Source organism: Microcoleus anatoxicus (assembly GCF_042465725.1).
Lineage (GTDB): Bacteria > Cyanobacteriota > Cyanobacteriia > Cyanobacteriales > Microcoleaceae > Microcoleus > Microcoleus anatoxicus.
Genome location: NZ_CP120853.1, coordinates 3,186,182 through 3,210,801, shown reverse-complemented (window position 1 = coordinate 3,210,801; position 24,620 = coordinate 3,186,182). Strand labels below are relative to the sequence as shown.

General features: G+C 44.4%; 10 protein-coding genes and 1 pseudogene. 9 read left to right on the top strand and 2 right to left on the bottom strand.

Annotated elements, in window-relative coordinates:
* Positions 1 to 1,098: 1,098 nt before the first annotated feature.
* The 3 genes from P2A85_RS13730 to P2A85_RS13720 all read left to right on the top strand — a co-directional run bounded on the left by P2A85_RS13730 (position 1,099) and on the right by P2A85_RS13720 (position 9,340).
* Complete coding sequence (locus P2A85_RS13730) at positions 1,099 to 6,909, top strand: cadherin-like domain-containing protein (protein WP_377480955.1); 5,811 nt, start codon at positions 1,099 to 1,101, stop codon at positions 6,907 to 6,909.
* A gap of 443 nt (positions 6,910 to 7,352) precedes the next feature.
* Positions 7,353 to 9,122 (top strand): S8 family peptidase, encoded by a 1,770-nt coding sequence (locus P2A85_RS13725; protein WP_377480952.1) that lies wholly within the window; start codon positions 7,353 to 7,355, stop codon positions 9,120 to 9,122.
* Positions 9,119 to 9,340: a hypothetical protein gene (locus P2A85_RS13720; RefSeq protein ID WP_340524915.1), complete on the top strand. Its 222-nt coding sequence runs from the start codon at positions 9,119 to 9,121 to the stop codon at positions 9,338 to 9,340. Before P2A85_RS13725 ends, P2A85_RS13720 begins: the two co-directional genes overlap by 4 nt.
* A 238-nt stretch (positions 9,341 to 9,578) precedes the next feature.
* Here the strand turns inward: P2A85_RS13720 and P2A85_RS13715 are convergent, their stop codons facing one another.
* Complete coding sequence (locus tag P2A85_RS13715) at positions 9,579 to 9,806, bottom strand: ferredoxin family protein (RefSeq protein ID WP_341732525.1); 228 nt, start codon at positions 9,804 to 9,806, stop codon at positions 9,579 to 9,581.
* Positions 9,807 to 9,874: 68 nt separating this feature from the next.
* Positions 9,875 to 10,345 (bottom strand): hypothetical protein, encoded by a 471-nt coding sequence (locus P2A85_RS13710; RefSeq protein WP_377480949.1) that lies wholly within the window; start codon positions 10,343 to 10,345, stop codon positions 9,875 to 9,877.
* A 257-nt stretch (positions 10,346 to 10,602) separates the two neighbouring features.
* Between P2A85_RS13710 and P2A85_RS13705 the strand changes: the two are divergent.
* From P2A85_RS13705 to P2A85_RS13680, 6 genes and pseudogenes are all read left to right on the top strand, one after another.
* A pseudogene (locus P2A85_RS13705) lies at positions 10,603 to 10,725 on the top strand (uracil phosphoribosyltransferase); the annotation flags it as partial.
* A 141-nt stretch (positions 10,726 to 10,866) separates the two neighbouring features.
* Positions 10,867 to 11,712: a hypothetical protein gene (locus P2A85_RS13700; RefSeq protein WP_377480946.1), complete on the top strand. Its 846-nt coding sequence runs from the start codon at positions 10,867 to 10,869 to the stop codon at positions 11,710 to 11,712.
* Positions 11,681 to 12,664 carry an aspartate/glutamate racemase family protein gene (locus P2A85_RS13695; RefSeq protein WP_377480943.1) on the top strand — a complete coding sequence of 328 codons (984 nt, stop codon included), beginning with the start codon at positions 11,681 to 11,683 and terminating at the stop codon, positions 12,662 to 12,664. Before P2A85_RS13700 ends, P2A85_RS13695 begins: the two co-directional genes overlap by 32 nt.
* Before the next feature lie 57 nt (positions 12,665 to 12,721).
* Positions 12,722 to 13,033 (top strand): hypothetical protein, encoded by a 312-nt coding sequence (locus P2A85_RS13690; RefSeq protein WP_377480940.1) that lies wholly within the window; start codon positions 12,722 to 12,724, stop codon positions 13,031 to 13,033.
* Between the two features lie 25 nt (positions 13,034 to 13,058).
* Positions 13,059 to 19,100: an amino acid adenylation domain-containing protein gene (locus P2A85_RS13685; RefSeq protein WP_377480937.1), complete on the top strand. Its 6,042-nt coding sequence runs from the start codon at positions 13,059 to 13,061 to the stop codon at positions 19,098 to 19,100.
* A 411-nt stretch (positions 19,101 to 19,511) separates the two neighbouring features.
* On the top strand, positions 19,512 to 24,371 hold the full coding sequence (locus tag P2A85_RS13680; RefSeq protein WP_377480934.1) for an aminotransferase class III-fold pyridoxal phosphate-dependent enzyme: 4,860 nt from the start codon (positions 19,512 to 19,514) through the stop codon (positions 24,369 to 24,371).
* Positions 24,372 to 24,620: the final 249 nt, after the last annotated feature.

Sequence of the window (24,620 nt, the reverse complement as noted above, 5' to 3'; positions counted from 1 at the left end):
TCAATGAATCTGCGGGGTTGTGCTTATTTTTATCGAGTATCCCCAATTTAAAATCTCAACCCTCCGTCGTTCGTCATCCATCAAAAAATTACTATTTACCAATTACCAATTACCAATTACCCATTACCAATTACCAATTACCTATTACCTATTACCTATTACCCATTACCAATTACTAATTACCAATTACCTATAGCAATCCTAAATCATTTGTGAATTTCTTACTCCCTCCCCTTAGCAAGGGGAGGGTTGGGGTGGGGTAAAAAATTTACGACTCCTGCAAGGATTACCAATTACCCATTACCAATTCTCGCTCGTACCTCATAGGAGAGTTAGAAAGGCTATATTACATTTTTCCCTTTTCTATTTTCTCTGGATATTTTCATAATCTGTCTTGAGATAGATATAATTTTGCCTGCTTTTTACTATTTAGCAATAAAAACATATTTTTCCACTCCGATCGGGCAAAGGGGCGGTCAACGAGATTGCCACATCCACAACAAAAACAAATGTTCTGATCAGTAAACTATATAAAACAATAATTAATTATCGGGAACTCGAAGCAGGAATTTTAAGTCACTGTCCCTAGAATCCTGCACCTGTAGGAATTTATCATCCCTGGGATTGTTGTCCACAGATTGTTGTCAAGGGATTGTTACAAAATTTCAATATAATCCCTGCTAGATTTCTCAAAAGCCCGCTCAATTTTAAGGATTTAGTGTTTAGGGTAGTTATGGGCTGGGCTTTGTACATTGCAAGTAAAAATTCAGCGAATTATACTGTGGGAATTACGTAGACAATTTAAAATCAGGGTCTTGAACTGTGGAAAATACGCAAAAACACCAGTAAACTTAGTGTAAGGTCAAGCTTACTCTGTATTTAGCATCTCAATTATTGTTTGTACGTAATTCCCGAAAAAAAGACTTGCAATTGCCAAATATAAGGTTTACAATCAAACTGGAATATCTTGCCAAAAATTGCCTTTTAGAAGCCGATCTAAAAGACAAAATAAAGAAGCTTGAAAGTGTTTTCCTGGCTCCTATTTGAGCAGGATAACTTCCCGTCTAATCATCAAGTCGTTCGTAGGAATAATTAAAGATGGAAGAAGAAATGTTGTTAGCCAATCAGTCGGGGACACTGTTTCCCGATCGAGGTGATAGTTTGGTTGAAAGTTCCGACTCTGATAATTCCGATCTCGATTTCACAAAATTAATTGAAGAGGCGATCGCCCAAAAGTTGAACAACACCGTTGACAACAAAAACGAGAGTGCATTTAACGACACACCCGAAGAAAGTAGCGCCGATCCGAGCGTTGACACCAAAGGCATCAAAGAAAAGGGCGACACCATCGAAGGTACCGATGACGATGACTTAATCAGCGTCACCAGTGGTAACAAATCGATCTTCGGCAAAAAAGGCAAAGACGACATCAAAGGCAGCCGTGACAAAGATAAAATCTACGGCGGTAAAGATGACGACAAATGCCATGGTGACGATGGCGATGACGAAATCCGAGGCGATAGCGGTAAAGACAACTGCGACGGAGGCAGCGGCAACGACTCCATCTTCGGTGGCAAAGGCAACGATACCATTACTGGCGGTAGCGGCAACGATACCTGCAAAGGTGATGATGACGATGACTTCGTATACGGTAACGACGGCAACGATGACGTTGATGGCGGCAGTGGCAGCGATAACGTCTACGGCGGCAAAGGCAACGATACCTCCAAGGGTGGCGAAGGCAACGATACCGTCAGGGGCGACTTAGGCAACGACAATTGCGACGGCGGCACTGGTAACGACCAAGTTAACGGTGGTAAAGGCGACGATACCGTTGTAGGTGGTATTGGCGACGACACTTGCATGGGTGACGACGGCGACGACAGCGTGACAGGTGGTGAAGGCAAGGATACCATCATGGGCGGTGCCGGCAAAGACACTTGCATGGGCGATGACGGCGACGACAGCATTGTCGGTGGCGCTGACGACGACAGTCTCATGGGCGGTGCCGGCAATGACATGACAGACGGTGGCGACGGCGACGACACCGTGATGGGTGGCGGCGGTGACGACACTTGCATGGGTGGTGCCGGCAACGATACCATCGTCGCTGGTGACGGTAATGACATGACAGACGGCGGCGACGGTGACGATAGCGTTGTCGGTGGTGGATTAGGCGATGACACTTTGATGGGCGGTAATGGTAACGATACGATCGTAGGCGGTACTGGCAACCATACCTGTACCGGCGGTGCTGGAGATGACATTTTTGTCATTAGCGATCGCACTTCTGGGCCAAATTCAGTCATCACTGACTTCACAGAAAATGACAAATTTCTGGTATCTGGCAGCTTAAATTTTAGCAGTTTGTCCTTTGTCCAAGTTGGCGTCAATACCGAAATTCGCGGCAGCAGTAACTTTGTGCTGGCGCTATTGTTGAATATCAACGCTAGTATTCTCAAAGCCGCCAGCTTTTTGGGAGTTACTGTTTCTCCCCCAAACAATACGGTAACAACTCTAACGCCGATTAACACTCCTCCGCGACTGGAAGCTAACAACGATGTTATTCTTGGTTCCGGGAAAACACAGACTATTACTTCTAGCGATTTGAAGTTTTTCGATCGCGAACAAAGTCCCAACGTCATTATCTTCACGCTGACGGAACTACCTCCTGCTACCAGTGGGAAACTGTTCTTAAAGGGAGTAGAAGTAACACAACTAGGTTTAACCTTCTCCCAAGCAGACATTAATGCCGGTTCATTAACTTTCCAAGGCGTAGCTAGCTTCACCGGTGCCGTTAGTTTTGGCTTTAAAGTTACCGACGGCAAAACTACTGTCACCAATCAGAAATTCAGTTTGAATGTTGTTCAAACTGTCTTTAATTTTGCTGGCAATACAGCTCCTCAAGTGATTGTCGGTTCTGCGATCGATGACGACATCGAGGGCGGCGATGGTGACGATGACATAAAAGCTGGTAAGGGTTCGGACAAGATCAAAGGAGGGAAGGGTAAAAACAAAATTAAAGGCGACGAAGGCGAGGACGACATCGAAGGCGGCGATGACGAGGACTCCATCGAAGGTGGCATAGGCAGCGACAAAATCATTGGCGGTGCTGGGAATGACACCTTAACCGGAAATGAGGGCGATGACTCCATCGAAGGTGGAGAAGGCACAAATATTCTCACTGGTGGTGCTGGGAAGACTCGGTATAGTTACAAGAAATCCCGCGAAGGCATCACCAAAGTTTCAGACGCCGACTTAATTACTGACTTTAAAGTCGATGACGATGTTTTAGAGTTCTCTAATGCTGCTTTTGGTTTCAGCGCGGCTAGCTTCACCCGAATTGAGATTACTGCTAGTTCTGTTGTTGGCAGCATCGGCAGCAATAATTTGCTCGACTTCAGCACTGATACCACCGTCACCAGCATTGCAACTTTGCAAGCGCGGTTTAGAGCTTTAGGGGGTAATAGCGAACAGCCTGTATTCTGTCAGTTTACAGATGCCGAGACAGGCCGTAATGTGCTGGTATTTTCAGTTGGGGTTCGCTTTGAAATTGTCGCTAGTTTCTCAGTGAAATTTAGCTTCAAAGTCAGTAACTTTGTGTTCACTGGCCCACCGCTAAATCTTCCTGTCGGTACTCCCGGCCCTGACAATGTGAATTTCAGCACTTCTCCAGCGGGAATTAAATTCGATGGTTTAGCAGGCGATGACAACATTGTTGGCAGCAATTTTAGTGATAGCATCAACGGCGGTGACGGCAACGATACGATTACAGGCGGCCTCGGTGCGGATCTCCTGACAGGCGGTAGCGGTGCTGATATCTTTGCTTACACCACAACGAAAGAAGGTGGCGATAAAATTCTTGACTTTAAGTCAGGAGTTGACAAATTGCAGTTCGTCAGTGGCGCTTTCGGCAATTTGACTACAACTAACTTTGATGCTGTTAGCGGTAGTGTTCCTGATATTACTGGCAAAGAGTTGGTGATTTTCACACAAGGTACTTATGCCACTGTCGAAGCTGCTCAAGCTAAGGCTCTAGGCTCTTCCACCACTCCTGGTTTCTTCGTATTTACGAATGCAGCCAACGAGACTGTATTGGTGTTTGACTCCAACGGTACTGCACCTGGTGGTTCTACCACAGTGGCTAACTTTGGTACTGCTGCTGTGAGTTTGGGCACCTCGGACTTTGTGTTTACAGGTTCCCTCGGCTCTGCTCCACCTCCACCGCCTAATAACAGTATTGTTGACTTAAATGCTCCTAACAATACTTATCCCGTCGCCTTTAACAACTTCGGTTCCGGCGCCGGCGGTTACAATTTCAGCGGCCCTGTATTGTTCATCGGGAATGACAGTGTAAATAACGTTACAGGTACGGCTTTTGCTGATATTTTGAACGGTGGTTCCGGTGCTGATATTATCAGTGGCGGTAGCGGTGCAGATACTCTCAACGGTGGCATCGGTGCAGATTTGCTCACTGGCGGTTCCGGTGCAGATATCTTTGTTTACAATGGCCCCTTGGACGGTGGTGATACCATTACCGACTTCGCTTTTGGAGTTGACAAATTGCAGTTCGTCAGTGGCGCTTTCGGCAATTTGACTACAACTAACTTTGATGCTGTTAGCGGTAGTGTTCCTGATATTACTGGCAAAGAGTTGGTGATTTTCACACAAGGTACTTATGCCACTGTCGAAGCTGCTCAAGCTAAGGCTCTAGGCTCTTCCACCACTCCTGGTTTCTTCGTATTTACGAATGCAGCCAACGAGACTGTATTGGTGTTTGACTCCAACGGTACTGCACCTGGTGGTTCTACCACAGTGGCTAACTTTGGTACTGCTGCTGTGAGTTTGGGCACCTCGGACTTTGTGTTTACAGGTTCCCTCGGCTCTGCTCCACCTCCACCGCCTAATAACAGTATTGTTGACTTAAATGCTCCTAACAATACTTATCCCGTCGCCTTTAACAACTTTGGTTCCGGCGCCGGCGGTTACAATTTCAGCGGTCCTGTATTGTTCATCGGGAATGACAGTGTAAATAACGTTACAGGTACGGCCTTTGCGGATATTTTGAACGGTGGTTCCGGTGCTGATATTATCAGTGGCGGTAGCGGTGCAGATACTCTCAACGGTGGCATCGGTGCAGATTTGCTCACTGGCGGTTCCGGTGCAGATATCTTTGTTTACAATGGCCCCTTGGACGGTGGTGATACCATTACCGACTTCGCCTTTGGAGTTGACAAATTGCAGTTCGTCAGTGGCGCTTTCGGCAATTTGACTACAACTAACTTTGATGCTGTTAGCGGTAGTGTTCCTGATATTACTGGCAAAGAGTTGGTGATTTTCACACAAGGTACTTATGCCACTGTCGAAGCTGCTCAAGCTAAGGCTCTAGGCTCTTCCACCACTCCTGGTTTCTTCGTATTTACGAATGCAGCCAACGAGACTGTATTGGTGTTTGACTCCAACGGTACTGCACCAGGTGGTTCTACCACGGTGGCTAACTTTGGTACTGCTGCTGTGAGTTTGGGCACGTCGGACTTTGTGTTTACAGGCTCCCTAGGCTCTGCTCCGGCTGGTAATACTACTGTTTCTGCTTCTAGCAGTGTGGTTGACTTGACTGCTGCTGGAAATACTTACCCCAGTGGCTTGAACAACTTCGGTTCCGGCGCCGGCGGTTACAACTTCAGCGGGCCTGTCTTATTTACAGGCAATGAGAGTGCTAACACCGTGATTGGTACTCCGTTTGCGGACATCATCACAGGTGGTTCTGGTGTTGATATTCTCACTGGTGGTTCTGGTGCGGATCTGTTTGTTTACAAGGCTCCTGGTGAAGGCGGTGATACGATTACTGACTTTACTGCTGGAGTTGACAAATTGCAGTTCGTCAGTGGCGCTTTCGGCAATTTGACTACGACTAACTTTGATGCTGTTAGCGGTAGTGCTCCTGATGTTACTGGTAAAGAGTTGGTGATTTTCAGCGGCGGTACTTATGCCACTGTCGAAGCTGCTCAAGCTAAGGCTCTAGGCACTTCCACCACTCCTGGTTTCTTCGTATTTACGAATGCAGCCAACGAGACTGTGTTGGTGTTTGACTCCAACGGTACTGCACCTGGTGGTTCTACCACAGTGGCTAACTTTGGTACTGCTGCTGTGAGTTTGGGCACCTCGGACTTTGTGTTTACAGGTTCCCTCGGCTCTGCTCCGGCTGGTAATACTACTGTTTCTGCTTCTGGTAGTGTGGTTGACTTGACTGCTGCTGGAAATACTTTCCCGGTTGCTATTAACAACTTCGGTTCCGGCGCCGGCGGTTACAACTTTACCACCCCTGTATTGTTTACAGGCAATAGTGCTGTTAATAACGTCACTGGTACGGACTTTGCTGACATTTTGAACGGCGGTTCTGGTGCTGATATTTTCAATGGTGGTTTGGGTAACGACAGTCTCTCTGGGGATGACGGTAACGACAGTCTCTTCGGTGGCCCTGGTAACGATACCATTAATGGTGGTGCCGGAAATGACACTTTAATCGGCGGTTTGGGAACTAATGTTCTCAACGGCGGTGCTGGTTCGGATGTGTTTGTCTTCAGTGGAACTTCTGTTGGTGGCGGGGATTTAATTACCAATTACAGCACTGCTGATGATGTAATTAACCTCGACAAAACTGGTTTTGCTGCCTTTACGACTGGTTCTGGGCCTTTGGGTTCGAGTTTCTACGCTTATAGCAGCACCGTTGCTACTGTAAGTGCGATCGAGTCAACTTTGACTGGCCCGTCGATTATTGCTCTCTACGATGGTGCAGTTACTAAACTGTATTACGATAGCAATGGTTCTACGGTTGGTGGCAACAGTTTGTTTGCAACTGTTGATGTCAATTTGGGAGCTTCGGGCAACTCTAAGTTGTTCTTGTTCTAACCCATTGCTCTAGTATTCCTTTTCTTAAACTGAAGGGGAATACTAGACTCAATATTTTAGGTGGCTTGATGCCACCTAAAATTTCAAATATTTTTTTAAGTAGAAGGAAGAAGTCACCCCCCCCTACCCCTCCCAAGGGGGGAGAAGAAGATCGATGTGAAGAATAGCAAGCCAGTAAGCTTTTGAGCGATTTGGATCTTGCATTTAATTAGGTGGACTTACTTATTATTTGACCGATCGCTTGAAATCGATCGCGCTTTTGAAACTATTTTAAATTTTAGATTTTGTGATGGGAAACTTAACCGAATACAGCAATGCTGGTACACTAGCAGCTTCTGCGGGTTTAATTCCCTCATCGCAAATAGATAGATGTTCCTGCCAATGACAAGGGCTTAAAATTGGGTTATGGTGGTGAGCAAGCCTTCCCTACAAGGATCATTGGCATGAAAAAGTTTTTCGTTCTGTGCTTATTTTTTATCGGCCTCGGCTGGGCAATTTCTAGTTTCCCAGGATTGGCGACTCAAGGGACCTATGATTCTATTTTGCTGGATTTCCGCGAAGATGTTGGTGCTGTTGAGATTGTCAAACAAGTAGAGGCGATCGCCAACAAGTACCATGTCAATCCCCAGCTCAATAGCGAGTTTTCCCAACAGGATAATGTGTATGTTGTCAAGGGCGATCGCACTTTGTTAAATGCCCTGAAAAAATCAAAATTGGCTAAAGATACCGAATACATTGAACCAAACTACGTTTACAGCGCTTTCGAGATTCCCAACGACCCCATGTATAACAAACAGTGGAATCTCCGCAGCATCAATGTAGAATCTGCCTGGAACGAAACCAAAGGCAGTGGCACAACAGTAGCGATAATTGACACGGGAATCACCCCGGTTACGGACTTAAAAGAAACCAAATTTGTACCGGGCTACGACTTTGTAAACGATCGCGCCGAAGCCTTTGATGACAACGGCCACGGTACTCACGTCGCCGGTACAGTCGCCCAATCAACTAACAACAATTACGGTGTTGCTGGCATTGCTTACGAAGCAGCCTTAATGCCACTAAAAGTGTTGGGCGGTAGTGGCGGCGGTACGGTTTCTGACATCGCTGAAGCCATCAAATTTGCGGCGGATAATGGCGCTGATGTGATTAATATGAGTCTCGGTGGTGGTGGCGAAAGTCAGTTAATGGCAGAGGCGATCGACTACGCCCACAGTAAAGGCGTTGTTGTCATCGCAGCAGCCGGCAATTCCGGCGATAGTTCCGCCTCCTATCCAGCCCGCTATCCCCACGTCATCGGCGTTTCTGCCCTCGGCCCGGACGACGAAAAAGCTTCTTACTCCAACTTCGGCGCGGGAGTTGACATCTCAGCCCCTGGTGGTTCTGAAACTGGGAAAATTCTCCAAAGTACGATCGACCCAGAAACCGGTGCAGAAATTTTTGAAGGCTACCAAGGTACAAGCATGGCATCTCCCCACGTTGCCGCCGTTGCAGCCCTGATCAAAGCCTCCGGTATCCAAGAACCAGACCAAATTCGCAGCGTACTTTTACAATCGGCGCGAGTTGTCGGCGAAGACCCCCTCAACCATTTTGGTGCCGGAAACCTCGATGCCGCGGCGGCTGTTCAGCTAGCCCGCAAAGGTCAAATCAACTTCCGCGATTTCTTCCGCTGGTTGCATGACAACGGCTATCTCAGTCCCCATTTCTGGATCGATGGCGGTGCTGTGGCGCTGTTACCTAAGATTGCAATGGTGCTCGGTTCCTATCTCCTAGCTTTCTTGTTGCGGAACTATTTCCCTTTCCAGTGGACTTGGGGTTTTTCTGGCGGTTTGATGGCTGGTAGTTCTGGGTTCTTTTTCCTAAAAAATCTGTTTGTATTTGACCTGCCGCAATGGCCGCTGCGGGTGATGGGCAGTTCTATTCCCGAACTTGGTGGCGCAATTAATGGCAGTAGTATCCTGAATCCGATCTTTGCTAGTGTGTTGATTCCGGGGATTTTGATTGTGTTGCTGTTGGGACATTCACAGTGGAAGTGGATTGCGATCGCCACATCGATCGGCTTTGCTAGCAGTTTAGCAGTCAATGCTTTTGTGTCTCCCAGTGTTTGGGGATTGGGAACAGGTTTAGTAGCACAAACATTTTTAATTGTCAATGCTTTTATGTGTTTCGCGCTAGCACGTTTAGCAATTAAAACAGAGGTTCAGTCAGCATGAGTATTACAGTCAAGGGTGTAATTGAACGCCAAGGTTTTGGACCAGGTACTTGGGCCTTGGTGGGCGAAGATGGGGAAACTTATGAACTTAAGGATGCTTCTTCTGAATTGAAAAAAGAGGGTTTGAAAGTCCGTGTCAAAGGTTTGGTGCGTAAGGATATTATGACTTTTGCGATGATCGGGCCGGTGCTTGAGGTGCAGTCTTTTGAACTGCTTTAGGCTAATTGGTTAATCCAGTTTGCCAACTCAAAAAAACCCCGGCCACATTTGGCTGGGGTTGATTCATCCGGTTAGCAACAGTAAGTTAATTAAGTTAATCTATTCACAAAGCTATCCATCCTTACTGCTTGGGTAGCTTTCCTCGTACCATGGCTTCCTTGACATCTCGATCGACTGTTAGCGCCTAGTTCTATTTGTTTTTGCGCTAACCATTGAATAGGTGTTTGAGTTAATTCAATCAAGTGGGGGTTTGTTGCAACTCAGGGCGTTCATCGGCGACGATCGCACCTTCAACAGGACACACCTGCAAACAAATACCGCAGTCAATGCAGGTATCAAAATCAATCCAAAACCAATCTGTACCCTTGACATTTTTGCCATCGCCAGGTTGGATGCAAGCAACCGGACAAGCGCCGACGCAATCAGCAACCCCTTCGCAAATATTCGTAACGATAGTATGTGACACAGTGTTCTAATTTCTGAGATTTGGCAGACGAATCCATTTTTTCTCTAATTTAACACTGAAGACATAACTTATGGCAGTTGCTTTGATTTTTCCACCACCTTAAACAACTCTTCAGCCACAGCTTTGTGACCGTCTTTGTCAAGGTGAACCCGATCAAATTTAATATACATCGGGGCAAAACGACCCTCTTTTTGAGCAATTTGCGATCGCCCGCGGCGCAATCCTTCAGTAGAATCGACATAGGGTAAACCAAGAGACTTACTAATTTCCCCAACTCGCTTACCCGGATCAATAGTCAGTCGCTGTCTAGGTACTTGATGTTCGTTATCAGAAAAACCCTCAAAAGCCATAAAGCGACTAGGCAAGTAAACTACAGCCAAAGAGCGGCCGTCAGCAGCAACAGAGTCCCGGAGTATAGTCAAATAGGTCTCGAATTGCTTCCAAGCACGTTCGGTGAGATCAGGAGGCAAATCAGCCTGCTGCCAACCCAAGGCTAGAGCCCCAAAAAAAAAGTGTGGAATAGGTTGCTCCTGAAGCACCCATCCTACCAGCCGATCCTTTCACAAGAGGAGAACACTGAAAATCAATATAACCTTATTGAAATTTAATGTCAATACTCATGAGAAAATATTTTAATAAGCTCTGGTAAATGACAATGAAGGATCGTATCGGGCATGGGGAATAGGGAATGGTGAAACGCAACAATCAAAACGTTGCTGTCATTCCCAACCAGCAGCTTATCGAAAGGCGAAAAAAGGATTATAATGGTTCAGATCCCTCCTCTGAGCTAGTACTTATGCCACCGCAACTACGAGTCTATGTTCCCCCTCACCCCCTAATCAAACACTGGCTGGGTGTTGCCCGCGATGCGGCGACACCACCACCGCTATTTAAGAGCGCTATGACAGAATGTCCCCGTTCCCCGTTCCCCAAAAAAAGTGTGGAATAGGCTGCTGCTGAAGCACCCATCCCACCTGCCGATCCTTTTACAAGAGGAGAACACTGAAATCAATATAGTCTTATTGCCACTAATCCAGCGACAAGAATGGTCAAAAAAATCATGAAAAGTCTATTTACAAATACAGCAAAGTCTGTTATTGACATAATTCCCGACAAAAAGCTGCAAGATGCTTTAACCCAAGCTTTTGAAGAAGCGGCTGATTCAGTCCGCAAGTGCGAAAAGTTCTTTCAACTGATACCGACTCAGCGTTTGTCCGACAAATTCCTTGCCACATTTTTTAGCACCTGGAAAGCAACTCACCTGAAAATGTTGGCTATCTATGGCTTATCCTGTCGCCTACAACGTCTGGCTTTAGCTGCTGACGTTCAAGCCAGAGAAGAGCTCATGCTATCTAGTGCTTATAATGCAGAAACCAGTTACGAAGATTTGGGTTTGGATTATGAAGGTGTTACCCACACTCAATTGTATGAGGATTTGGCATCTAGCTTTTTAGGCAATTATCCTTGGCAATTAGAAGAATACTGTTTGCCGAAAGCACAGGAGTTCAAAAATTGGATTTATCGCAATATGGTGGTTGGCGATATCACCACAGGACTACTCACAAATATGTTTTCGGAAATCTACAATCATGCTGAGTACACTACCGCCCTCGCTAGTTTTTCGCAATATGTAGATGCTCACTGCGATTTCTCACCTGAAAAGAAAGAAAAGGCTCTCATCTATATCAATGCTCATGTAGTAGACGAAACCGAAGTGAATCACTTTTTGGTTGTGGTCAAAGCATTGGATGCTTACAACCAAGCGACTAACAAGCAAATCGATTATGAGCAAGCAAAGGCTTTGTTTAAATCCTATCTGACTCGTTTAGGCTTAGTGATGGAAGAGCTAACAGTGGCAATGCAGCAGGAAATTAATGAATCCAACAGCCTCTTGTGTGTCTCTTAAGCCAGAGCGTGAATATAGTTTCGCCACTGCACAAGAAGCCATTGCCGCGATGGGTGGTTTCCAACAACGTTTAAAGACGATCGCCCAAGCGCAAAAACAGCGGGGAGAATTGGTTAACGACCAAATTTTTCCCACTGAAGTAATAGCCATTAGACCAGGAAGAACACAAGCGCCGCCTTTAATTTTAATCGGTGGAATGGGACCTTTGGCTGGTTTAGGGGGATTCGAGCAAGCCTGTAAAAGATTTCCTACTAGGGAAATAGTCCTGTTTCAAGCTTGTTCCCTACAAAACAGAACTTCTGTCATACAGCATGAAACTTGCCAAAGTGCAAATTATTCAGAACAGCAGTTTGTTACCATGTTCGCAGCAGCAGTGGTAAAAGCGATGGAGTATGTTAGCTCTAGTGAGAAAACCATACACATCATGGTTCTGTGCAATACGGCTCATTACTTCCTACCTGAAGTAATAGAGCGATTGCAGTACTATCACCCGCAAGTTTTCCAGCAGTTGCAATGGTTCTCTTTGGTCGATTCTGTTGTAGAATATCTGCAATGGCAAAATCTGCAACATCCTCTGATTCTTTGTACCAATGGCACAAAACAAGGGCGTGTTTACTCTAGCCCCTTACAAAAGTCAGGCATTGCTTACACAGAATTGAATGACACCTTGCAATCAATCCTTATGGATAGTATCTATCAAGGGGTCAAAGCGTTCGATAGCGATTTCGCTTGTCAAGCTGGAGAAAAACTGTTTCGAGAGTGCTTGAAAACGGAGTCGGAAATTGATTGTATTGTTGCCGGATGTAGTGAAATTCCTTATCTATTAGATTGGTTAAAAATCTCAGCATCTCATTCAGTGCAACATTTTATATCCGCAGTAGAAAATATTGATCCTGTCGAACTAGCTTTAACTAACACTAGCAAATCCCTTTCTTTCGCTTATAGCAGGTAGCTTGATGATTGGGGGATTATTGTAGGGGCTCTTGGCCCCGTGGTTGTCCCAACACCAATGGCAATTCCAGTAGGGGCTCTTGGCCCCGTGGTTGCCCCAACACCAATGGCAATTCCAGTAGGGGCTCTTGGCCCCGTGGTTGCCCCAACACCAATGGCAATTCCAGTAGGGGCTCTTGGCCCCGTGGTTGCCCCAACACCAATGGCAATTCCAGTAGGGGCTCTTGGCCCCGTGGTTGCCCCAACACCAATGGCAATTCCAGTAGGGGCTCTTGGCCCCGTGGTTGCCCCAAAACCCCGACGGGGGCGGGCACGGGGGCACCGCCCCTACAGTCGGATCATTCCCAGAATGTGCAACGCGACAAAATAAAATCGAGTAATCAAAAGAAATAATCATGAAAAATGAAGAAAAAGTAAAAACTGAATCCACAAATCAAGCCACACAAAAGTTTATTTCCTTTCCCAAAGACGCGGTAGAACAGTCAATCCCCGAACGTTTTTTACAACAGGTAAAGTCTCAACGCGATCGCGTAGCTATCAAAACCGATCAATATCAACTGACTTACCATCAACTGAATCAATTATCAAACCGAATTGCCAGAGGAATTCTCGCCCAATCTCACCCCGAACCTGAGCCAATTGCCTTACTCTTAGACAGCGATGCGCCCTTAATTACCGCCATGCTAGGAGTGTTAAAAACGGGTAAATTTTATGTTCCCCTTGATCCATCCCAACCCCAAACTAGAATCGGTTATATTGTCGCGGATTCTCAAAGTCGGTTAATTATTACTAACAATCAATATTTAACCTTAGCAAAACAGCTTATTTCTGATGGTGTATCTATCCTAAATTTAGACGAAATAGATAGTAATTTATCAGCAGAAGAACTCAATCTATCTCTATCTCCCGATAGCCTTGCATACATTATCTATACCTCCGGTTCCACAGGAAAACCCAAAGGTGTGATGCAGGCTCATAACTATGTCCTGCATTTAACCAAAAGCTACACCAATCGCGGTGAAATTACAGCAGAAGACCGCTTGGCCTTGTTATATTCTCCCAGTTTTGCTGGTGCTGTGAGAGATATCTATTGCGCCCTTCTCAATGGAGCAAGTCTGCATTTTTTTGATGTACAACAACTCGGACTAAATCATTTAGCAGCTTGGCTAAAAGAAGCAGAAATTACAGTATTTTTTGCGGTCGCGACGATGTTTCGTCACTTCGCCATGACATTAACAGGCGATGAACAATTTCCCCATTTACGCTTAATTTTATTAGGTAGCGAGACAGTTTATCAACGGGATGTTCAACTGTATCAGAAATACTTTAGTGGTGACTGTCAACTGATCGTCAATTTGGGCGGTACAGAAGTTAGCCCGATTCGTCAATTCAAAATCGATCGCGATACCCAGATTACCACAAGTAACGTACCCGCGGGATATGCCGTAGAAGACCATGAAATTTTACTTCTTGATGAAGAAGGGCGTGAAGTTGGTGCAGGAGAAGTTGGGGAAATTGTGGTTAGAAGTCCTTATCTAGCTATCGGTTATTGGCAACAACCCGAATTAACGGCCGCGGTTTTCAGTGTTGACAGCCAAAACCGCCAACAAAGACTCTATAAAACAGGCGATTTAGGTTGCTTATTACCCGATGGTTGTCTCCTGCATTTGGGGAGAAAAGATTTTCAAGTCAAAATTAGAGGATATCGGGTTGAACTGAGTGAAATTGAAATGGCTTTATGCCGTTTACCCGGAATCAAAGAAGCCGTTGTCACCACTCAGGAAGACGCTCTAGGTGAACCCATTTTAGTGGCTTATATTGTCCCTTCCGAGTCGAATTTAACTCTAGATACCCAACAGTTGCGAGATATACTCAAGGAACAATTACCCGCGTATATGTTACCAACGGCTTTTGTTAGTTTGTCAGAGTTACCATTAACCGCGACAGGTAAAATCGATCGTCGTTCCTTACCCGCCCCAACAGAAGTTAATTCTCAAGTATTCAAGGATTATCAGGCTCCACATACCGATACAGAGAAAAAACTGGCAGAACTTTATGGAGAAGTTTTAAAGCTTAACCAGATTGGCATTAACGATAACTTTTTTGAGTTAGGGGGACATTCCCTATTAGCCCTACAAGTCATTGTCAGAATTAACAAAATTTTTGGCATCAATCTCTATGTCAAAGACTTCTTTACCTTAGCCACAGTAGAGAAACTGGCTAAGTATATCGAAAGTCAAGAAGTCCAGAGTTTCAGTGTGGTAGAAACGATTACCAAAATCGCCAGAAACGAAAATTTACCCTTATCCTTCGATCAACAACGACTCTGGTTTATTGACCAACTTGAAGGGGCAAATTCAATCTATAACATTACTCGCGCCTTTCACTTACAGGGAGAATTAAACCTCAAAGTATTAGAGCAAGCCATTCAAACAATTATTAACCGCCAAGAAAGCTTACGCACTAGCTTCAAGACAGTGCATGGTGTTCCCGTAGAACACATTTTAGATGAGATATCTTTCTCCTTGCCAGTGATTGATTTACAATCATTTCCCAAAGCCACGCGCCTAGCAGAAGCCGAAAAACAACTGGCCCAAGAATGGCGAAAAACCTTTGATTTAACACAGTCCCCGCTATTTCGAGCCCTTGTGTTAAAAATAGAGCCAGATAGCCACCTATTCCTGTTTTCTCTGCATCACATTATCGGGGATGATTGGTCAGTTCAAGTCTTTTTACGGGAAATCTCAACCCTATATGATGCCCATTTAAACAAGATTCCCGCGAATTTACCTTCTTTATCAATTCAATATGCCGATTATGCTCATTGGCAGCGTCAATATTTACAGGGAGAGGTATTAACCAATCTCCTAAATTATTGGCGGCAACAACTCGCGGATGCACCGGAAATTTTAGAATTACCCTGCACTCGCGCACGCACAATTAACCAGCCTTTTGTTAGCCAAAAAATTCCCTTTCGCCTGGGTGCAGATTTAACTCAAAAGTTAAAACAATTAAGTCTGCAAACCAAAACAACCTTATTTGTCACCATACTCACCGCGTTTTATACCTTACTTTATCGCTATAGCGATCGACAAGATTTGGTGATCGGCACTGGGTTAAGCAATCGGAATTTTTTAGAAACAGAATCATTGATTGGCTTTTTTGTCAATCTTTTGCCTTTACGCTGTCAACTGACACCCGAACAAACATTTCAGGAACTTTTACTCAAAGTTCATCAAACCGCGTTAGAGGGTTATGCTCATGGGCAATTACCCTTTGATTTGCTAGTCGAAAATCTGCACCGAGAACGTCATCCGGGTTACACTCCCGTGTTTCAAATTCTCTTTCTCTGGCAAAATGTGACCCAAGAAGTGTTAGATTTACCCGGTTTAAAAACCGAACCTTGGGAATTAGATAAACCCACCGCCGGAGCCACTTTTGATTTGACATTCTCGGTGCAAGAAACCAACGCCGAATTACAAGGATACTGGGAATACAATACAAACATTTTGGATGCAGATATCGTTGCAGGATTAACCGGACATTTTCAAACCCTGCTCAACGCGATCGTCGCTAATTCTCAACAATCTATTTGCAAATATCCTTTACTCACCGCCGCGCAAAAACATCAACTACTCGAAGATTGGAATACTGATACGATTTTCGACAATAAATTATGCGTGCATCAGTGGTTTGAAATCCAAGTAGAACAAACTCCAGATGCAGTGGCGGTAGTGTATGGAGAACAAACACTGACTTATCGGGAGTTAAATCAAAAAGCCAATCAACTTGCCCACCATCTGCAAAGTTTAGGGGTAAAATCAGAGCAATTAGTCGGAATTTGTGTCGAACGTTCCCTAGAAATGCTGATTGGGGTATTGGGTATTCTGAAAGCGGGTGCGGCTTACGTTCCCTTGGATGCACAAAATCCCTGGGAACGTTTGGAATACATTATTAATGATGCTAAACTGTCAGTATTACTGACGAAACAAGCATTAGTTAGTACCATTCCCTCTGCCGATTCAATCATTGTTTATTTAGACAAAGAAGAGACGTTTAGCAACTATAGTTCTCGGAACCCAATTAGTGGGGTGAAACCGGATTCTCTAGTTTATGTAATTTATACTTCCGGTTCAACAGGTAAACCCAAAGGCGTTTTGGTTGAACATCGAAATGTAGTGCGTCTTTTCCATGCCACCCAAGAGTGGTATAAATTTAATTCTTCAGATGTGTGGACGCTGTTTCACTCCTATGCTTTTGATTTTTCTGTATGGGAAATGTGGGGGGCGCTACTGTATGGAGGACGTTTAGTTATAGTGCCCTATTTAATCAGTCGTTCTCCTGAAGATTTTTATCATCTTTTGGCTCATGAGAAAGTAACAGTTCTGAACCAAACTCCATCAGCTTTTCGTCAATTAATTCAAATCGAAGAGTTGTTAAAATCTCCACCAGAATTAAGTCTGCGTTTGGTTATCTTCGGTGGGGAAGCGTTAGATTTACAAAGTCTCCGCCCTTGGTTTAAGCGACATGGCGATGCCAAACCACAATTGGTAAATATGTATGGTATTACTGAAACTACCGTTCATGTTACCTATCGCCCGTTAACTGAAGCCGACTTGAATAGCAAAGGAAGTGTTATCGGTCGAGCAATTCCTGACTTACAACTGTATATTTTAGACTCATACTTGCAACCCGTTCCTATTGGGATTCCCGGAGAAATTTATGTGGGCGGTGCTGGAGTGACGCGGGGTTACTTAAACCGCGAACAATTGAGTGCAGAGCGATTTATTGCCGATCCCTTTAATCCAAATCCCGATGCTCGTCTTTATAAAACTGGCGATTTAGCGCGGTCTTTGCCCAATCGAGAAATTGAATATTTGGGACGAATTGACCATCAAGTAAAAATCCGAGGTTTCCGCATTGAATTAGGAGAAATTGAAGCCGCTTTAGGTCAGCATTCCAGCCTTCGAGAAAGTCTGGTAATTCAAAAGTCAGATCGCGACGGGAATAAGCAATTAGTGGCTTATATTGTTCCCCAATTAAACACAGCTTTCCCAGTAGTGCAGATGTTAAAGTTGCAACGGCAGGGTATTCTTCAGCCAGAATCCTGCTATGAATTAGCCAATGGGATGACAATTGTTCATCAAAACAAAAGTGAAACTGACTTTGTTTATCAAGAAATTTTTCAAGAGCGATGCTATCTAAAACATGGCATTACTCTAAATGATGGCGATTCTGTAATTGATGTGGGAGCGAATATTGGCTTATTTAGTTTATTTGTGGCTCATCAATGTAAAAATGCCAAGATTTATGCTTTTGAACCTTTGCCACCTCTGTATGAAAAGTTGCGTTTGAATGTTGAGCTTTATGGGGTTAATGCTCAGGTTTTTCAACTGGGAATTTCTCAAGAATCGAGACAAGCAACGTTTACTTATTATCCTCATAATACCGTTGTGTCTGGACAGTACGCCGATGCTGAACAAGAGCGAGAAACTGTCAAAACTTTCTTGTTAAATCAGGAACAAGAATTTGTCACAGGGGAGAATATTGACCAATGGTTAGAAGAGCGATTAAAGGGAGAACAATTTACCTGTGAGTTGACAAGTCTCTCTGAGATGATTCGGAAGTTGCAGATTGAGCGAATTGACTTACTAAAAATTGATGCTGAGAAAAGCGAAGGCGATGTTTTAGCGGGAATTGCAGCAGAAGATTGGAAAAAAATCAAGCAGTTGGCGATCGAAGTTCACGATATTGAAGGACGATTGCAGTCAATTCAAGAAATGCTGATCGAGCTGGGTTATACATTGGTTATCGAACAAGATAAACTGTTAGAAAATACCAATTTGTATAGCGTGTATGCTCGGTTAGTCACCGATGAAAATCAAGCTTTAAGTCGAGAGAATCAAGCTGATGTGGAGTTAAATTGGCAGTGGAGCAGTCAAAATAAACTACTAGCAGACTTGCGGCTTTTCCTACAAGCTCAATTGCCAGAGTATATGATTCCTTCTGCATTTGTGCTGTTGGATGCTTTCCCGCTTACGGTTAATGGAAAAATTGATACTCGCAGTCTTCCCGAACTCAATGCCAACGGTGCTATCCGTAAAACGTCAGAAAATCCTCAAACTGAAATCGAACAAAAGATTGCAGCAGTTTGGCAGGAAGTTCTCAAATTAAATGCTGTGGGGCGCGATGATAATTTCTTTGAAGTTGGCGGACATTCTTTGCTTTTGATCCAAGTGAATCAAAAGTTAAACGCGGCTTTAAATGCGAAATTGTCGATGTTAGAAATGTTCCAATATCCGACGATTCGGGCTTTAGGGGAACGTCTGAGCGAAACTAAACTGGAATCTGCTCCAACAACAGATAATAAAGGTCGTCGTCCTGAGCGTCAAAATTTGCTACAACAACAACGAAAAGCTCGACAACAAAAACGCTAAAGGCAGCCCGCCCGCCCGCCAGGGAATTATAGCACCCGCCAAGACGGTTAGGACAAAAACGCCCTATCCCACCCTATGAGCTCTGTAGGGGCGGGTTCACCGATATCTGTGGCACCAAACAGACAGGCCAGAAAACCCGCCCCATCCCCACCCACCAATTCCCAATTAATTCTATGTAATTGGTGGTTGGGGTCTGTTGATGGACATTATTAGTGGGGTGGGGCGGGTTTTTGGAGGTTATTTGTTCGTGGGATAAATTCGGGTGAACCCGCCCCTACAAGAGCTGTCCTAATAGCCTTGGCAGTTGCTATAATTCCCTGGCTCATAGCTTAAGTCCAGTGGACTGAAAAAAGTGAGCGATCGCGTAGATTTCGTCCGCTTGAGATCCATATTTAAGGAGAGGAATAAAAGATGACTTTGAATAATTTTAATAGTGAGGTAAGGGATGCGGATATTGCCATTATTGGGATGTCCGTTAATGTGCCAGGAGCCAAAAATATTGATGAATTTTGGCAGAATTTAAAAAATGGGGTGGAAGCGATTCAGTTTTTCTCGACAGAAGAGGTTTTAGCTTCTGGAGTGAAGCCGGAATTAGCCTATAATCCTAACTATGTCAAAGCTAAGGCGGTGGTGGATGATATAGATAAGTTTGATGCTGAATTCTTTGGGATTCATCCCAGGGAAGCCGAAATTTCTGACCCCCAACATCGTTTATTTTTAGAATGTGCGCGATCGGCTTTAGAAATCGCGGGTTACGATTCTCAAAGTTATGATGGATTGATTGGGGTTTATGCAAGTACGGGAATCAGTCGATACTATTTGCAGAATATTTATGGCAATAGTGAGTTATTAAAGTTTTTTGATGATTTTCAACTGTACTTAGCTAATGATAGCGAATTTCTTGCCACTAGAACCGCTTATAGATTGAATTTAAAAGGGCCGGCGATTAATGTTCAAACCGCTTGTTCGAGTTCTTTAGTAGCTGTTCATTTGGCTTGTCAAGGGTTACTAAGTGGAGAATGCGACATCGCGTTAGCTGGAGGTGTCACCCTCAAGGTAAATCCTGAAATTGGCTATTTATATCAAGAGGGAATGATTCAATCTCCTGATGGTCATTGTCGCGCTTTTGATGCTCAAGCAAAAGGAACTGTTGGGAGTGGTGGAGTGGCAATTGTCGCCCTGAAACGAGCGACAGAAGCGATCGCGGATGGGGATTACATTTATGCTCTCATTAAAGGGTCTGCTATTAATAACGATGGTGCGGTGAAAGTCGGTTATACAGCACCGAGTGTTGAAGGTCAAGTGAATGTGATTCTGTCGGCTCAATCTGTCGCGGATGTAGCACCAGAAACCATTACTTATATTGAAGCACATGGTACGGGAACGCAACTTGGAGATCCCATCGAAATTGCCGCATTAACTCAAGCTTTTCGTGATAGTACAGAGCAAACTCAATTTTGCGCGATCGGTTCCCTAAAAACTAATGTGGGACACTTAAATAGTGCGGCGGGTGTGGCGGGTTTAATCAAAACGGCTTTAGCAATTAAGCATCAGCAAATTCCCCCCAGTTTGCATTTTGAGCATCCCAATCCCAATATTGATTTTGCCAATAGTCCCTTTTATGTTAATACCCAATTAGCTGATTGGGAGAGTCAAGAAGCACCTCGAAGAGCGGGAGTGAGTTCTTTTGGGATTGGGGGGACGAATGCACATATTATTCTGGAAGAAGCTCCCACAATTAATAACCAAAATCGGGAGGAAAAATATCCCGAACAATTACTCATTTTATCGGCTAAAACCCCAGCCGCTCTTGAACAGGCTACTGAGAATTTGGGACACCATCTGCAACAGCATCCCGACTTAAATTTAGGGGATGTTGCTTATACCTTGAGGGTGGGACGTAAAGCTTTTGAACATCGGCGAATAGTAGTGGCGGCTAGTCTTGAAGAAACAACGAATCACCTCTTATCCAAGGCTTCTACTTTAGTAACTGGAAAGGCGAAAAAGAGTCCCCCATCCGTGATTTTTATGTTTTCGGGACAGGGTTCTCAATATGTCAATATGGCACGGGGTTTATATGAACAGGAAACGGTATTTCGCGAAACGGTTGATCGATGTGCTGAATTATTGTTTAGTGACTTAAAATTGGATTTGCGTTCCCTGATTTACCCGGAAACTGAAGCGCAAGAAAAAGCCGAACAACAACTGCAACAAACCGCGATCGCGCAACCCGCGTTATTTACCATAGAATATGCTCTAGCTCAATTGTGGCAATCTTGGGGGATTCAAGCCGCCGGATTTATTGGTCATAGTGTGGGAGAATATGTCGCGGCTTGTTTAGCAGGAGTTTTCTCCCTCCAAGATGCACTTTCCTTGATAGCAGCACGAGGAAAGATGATTCAAGAACTTCCACCCGGAGCGATGTTATCTATTCCTCTTGCTCCCGAAAAAGTACAACCCTTTTTAAATGAATCCGTCGCGATCGCGGCGATTAACGAACCCTCTCGTTGCGTTGTTTCTGGGACAATAGACGCGATTTCTGCTTTAGAAAATCAACTAAAAGCTCAAGGAATTGAAACACGACCTTTGAAGACTTCCCATGCTTTTCATTCGCCAATGATGGAGCCAATTTTAGATGCTTTTAGCCGTCGTGTGGCAAAAGTAAAGTTGTCTTCCCCTCAAATTCCTTTGGTTTCTAATGTTACGGGAAATTGGATGACTCCAACCCAAGCTACCGATGCAAAATATTGGAGTAAGCACGTCAGATCCTTGGTCAATTTTGCTGGCGGAATTAAGTGTTTTCTGGACAATCCAGACCAAATCTTCCTAGAAGTTGGCCCCGGAAGAACTTTAAGCACCTTCGTCAAGCGCCATCCCCTTTTCCAAGCCACCCAAATTGTCTTAAATTCTGTGCGCCATCCGCAAGAAACTGAGTCAGATATTCGGTTTGTTTTGAAAACCTTGGGACAGCTTTGGGTTAATGGTGTCGCGGTGAATTGGGATTGTGTTTATCAGGATCAATCGTACCCGCGTATTCCTTTACCTACCTATCCCTTTCAACGTCAGCGCTATTGGGTAGAACCAAATAAAACTACTCAAACGACGCAATCTTCCCCTCTTGTTATAGATTCAGATTGTTCCTCTAATAGTAGACCTGAAATGACTCCTCAAACCTCAAACTTAGTGACTTCGCTTACTCCTAATTGGATGACCGATATCAAAGAAATCTTTGCCGAAATATCGGGACTCAATCCTGCAGCATTGGATGAATCAGCAACCTTTTTAGAAATGGGTTTTGATTCATTAATCTTAGCGCAAATTAGCCAAGGGTTAGAAAAACGATTTAAGATCAAATTGACTTTCCGCCAACTCATTCAAGAATTTTCTACCCTGAAGTTGTTGTCTGATTATTTGAGTGCCAACTTACCCCCAGAGTTAGTTAAACCAATTCAAACTAACCCAATTCAAACAACCCCAATTCAAACAACCCCAATTCCCTCTCATCCCGTCACTATCCAAACACCGCATACTTCCCCTAGTAATCAATCCGATATTCAATCTATTATCACTCAGCAATTGCAAGTGATGTCCGAGCAGTTAGCGGTACTGCGCCAATGGGAAAGTGGTGTTCGTCCAGAAGTGCAGAATCCGCCAACAGGAAATAATTCCCTTACTAATGGAGTTGATATTACTCGCAATTCCCAGCCAGAAACATCACCTAATTACAAACCTTTGACTGTGGGAGCCCGGATTCAAAAAAAACCCAAACAAGCCTTAACTCCTAGTCAGCAAAATTTTCTTCAGGAATTAATCAAACGATATACCACAAAAACAACTCAATCCAAAGCATACACTCAAGCGAATCGCTCTTATTTTGCCGATCCTCGCACGGTTTCCGGGTTTAATCCCACTCTCAAAGAAATGGTTTATCCCATTATCACCACCCGTTCAGCAGGCGCAAAACTATGGGATATAGATGGGAATGAATACATAGATTTAGTTAACGGTTTTGGCTCTAACTTTTTAGGCCACTCATCTCCTTTGATTAAAGACGCGATCGCGACACAATTAGAAAAGGGAATAGAAATTGGACCGATGACTCTTTTAGCCGGAGAAGTCGCACAATTAATTTGTCAGATGACTCACTTCGATCGCGCCACATTTTGTAATACGGGTTCAGAAGCCGTATTAGGAGCGATGCGAATTGCTCGTACAGTGACAAATCGCAGCAAAATCGCCATTTTTTCAGGAGGTTATCACGGCATTTGTGATGAGGTAATCGTTCGTCCTACTAAAGATTACCGAGCCATTCCCGCCGCTTGTGGTATTATGCCAGAAGCCCTGCAAAATATGGTAGTAGTTGATTACAATAACCCTGAATCCTTGAAAATTCTGGCAGAATTGGCGGATGATTTAGCTGCAATTTTAATTGAACCCGTGCAAAGTCGCTATCCTGATATTCAACCCCAAGAATTTCTCCGTCAGCTTCGTCAATTCTGCGACAAATCAGGAACAGTTCTCATTTTTGATGAAATGATTACAGGTTTCAGAATACACCCATCGGGAGCGCAAGCAGCCTTTGGCGTTGAAGCCGATATCGCGACTTACGGCAAAATTGTGGGGGGAGGAATGCCCATCGGTGTAATTGCCGGAAAATCGCGTTTTATGGATGCTTTAGATGGCGGATTTTGGCAATACGGAGACGAATCAGTTCCCGAAGTCGGAGTCACCTTTTTAGCCGGAACTTTTGTCCGTCATCCCTTAGCAATGGCAGCCGCGAAAGCAATATTGTCTTATTTTCAACAAAAGGGTGACGAGTTACATACCCTTTTAAATCAGAAAACGCATCAGATGGTGACAACCCTAAACAATTATTTTGACTCAATCCAAGCGCCACTGAAAATGGTGAATTTTGGCTCTCTGATCGTGCTGAAATTTACCCAAGACATCAGTTATTCGGAACTACTTTTCTATTTATTGCGAGAGCGAGGAATCTATATCCAAGAAAACCGACCCATTTTCCTCACCCTTGCTCACTCTGATGGGGAAATTCAAGGGGTAATTGATGCTTTTTGTGACAGTGTTAAATCACTGCAAAAAGCAGGTTTTTGGGGACAGATAGTGACGGCTACCGATACCAACTTAAGCGAAAATACCGAAAAACAGCCCCCTTTCCCAGGAGCTAAATTAGGACGAGATCCCCAAGGAAATCCGGGTTGGTATTTTCAAGATCAAGAAACAGGTGGTTATCAACTGATCAAAAGTTTGTAGTCATACCAATTTAATGTGAAGCTGCATATATCTCGATCCCCCTAAATCCCCCTTAATAAGGGGGACTTTGATCGGAATCTTGTCCCCCCCGAATGTAGGGGCGGTGCCCCCGTGCCCGCCCTCGGTTAGGGGGGATCGAATTCTATGCAGCCTCATAAAAAATTGGTATCAGTAGGTTGGGTTGAGCGAGAGCGAAACCCAAAATTGCACAAGTGTTGGGTTTCGTTCCTCAACCCAACCTACAGATAT

Coding starts and splice junctions, on each gene's coding strand:
- P2A85_RS13730 (WP_377480955.1), top strand. CDS start 1,099: ATGGAAGAAGAAATGTTGTTAGCCAATCAGTCGGGGACACTGTTTCCC.
- P2A85_RS13725 (WP_377480952.1), top strand. CDS start 7,353: ATGAAAAAGTTTTTCGTTCTGTGCTTATTTTTTATCGGCCTCGGCTGG.
- P2A85_RS13720 (WP_340524915.1), top strand. CDS start 9,119: ATGAGTATTACAGTCAAGGGTGTAATTGAACGCCAAGGTTTTGGACCA.
- P2A85_RS13700 (WP_377480946.1), top strand. CDS start 10,867: ATGAAAAGTCTATTTACAAATACAGCAAAGTCTGTTATTGACATAATT.
- P2A85_RS13695 (WP_377480943.1), top strand. CDS start 11,681: ATGAATCCAACAGCCTCTTGTGTGTCTCTTAAGCCAGAGCGTGAATAT.
- P2A85_RS13690 (WP_377480940.1), top strand. CDS start 12,722: ATGGCAATTCCAGTAGGGGCTCTTGGCCCCGTGGTTGCCCCAACACCA.
- P2A85_RS13685 (WP_377480937.1), top strand. CDS start 13,059: ATGAAAAATGAAGAAAAAGTAAAAACTGAATCCACAAATCAAGCCACA.
- P2A85_RS13680 (WP_377480934.1), top strand. CDS start 19,512: ATGACTTTGAATAATTTTAATAGTGAGGTAAGGGATGCGGATATTGCC.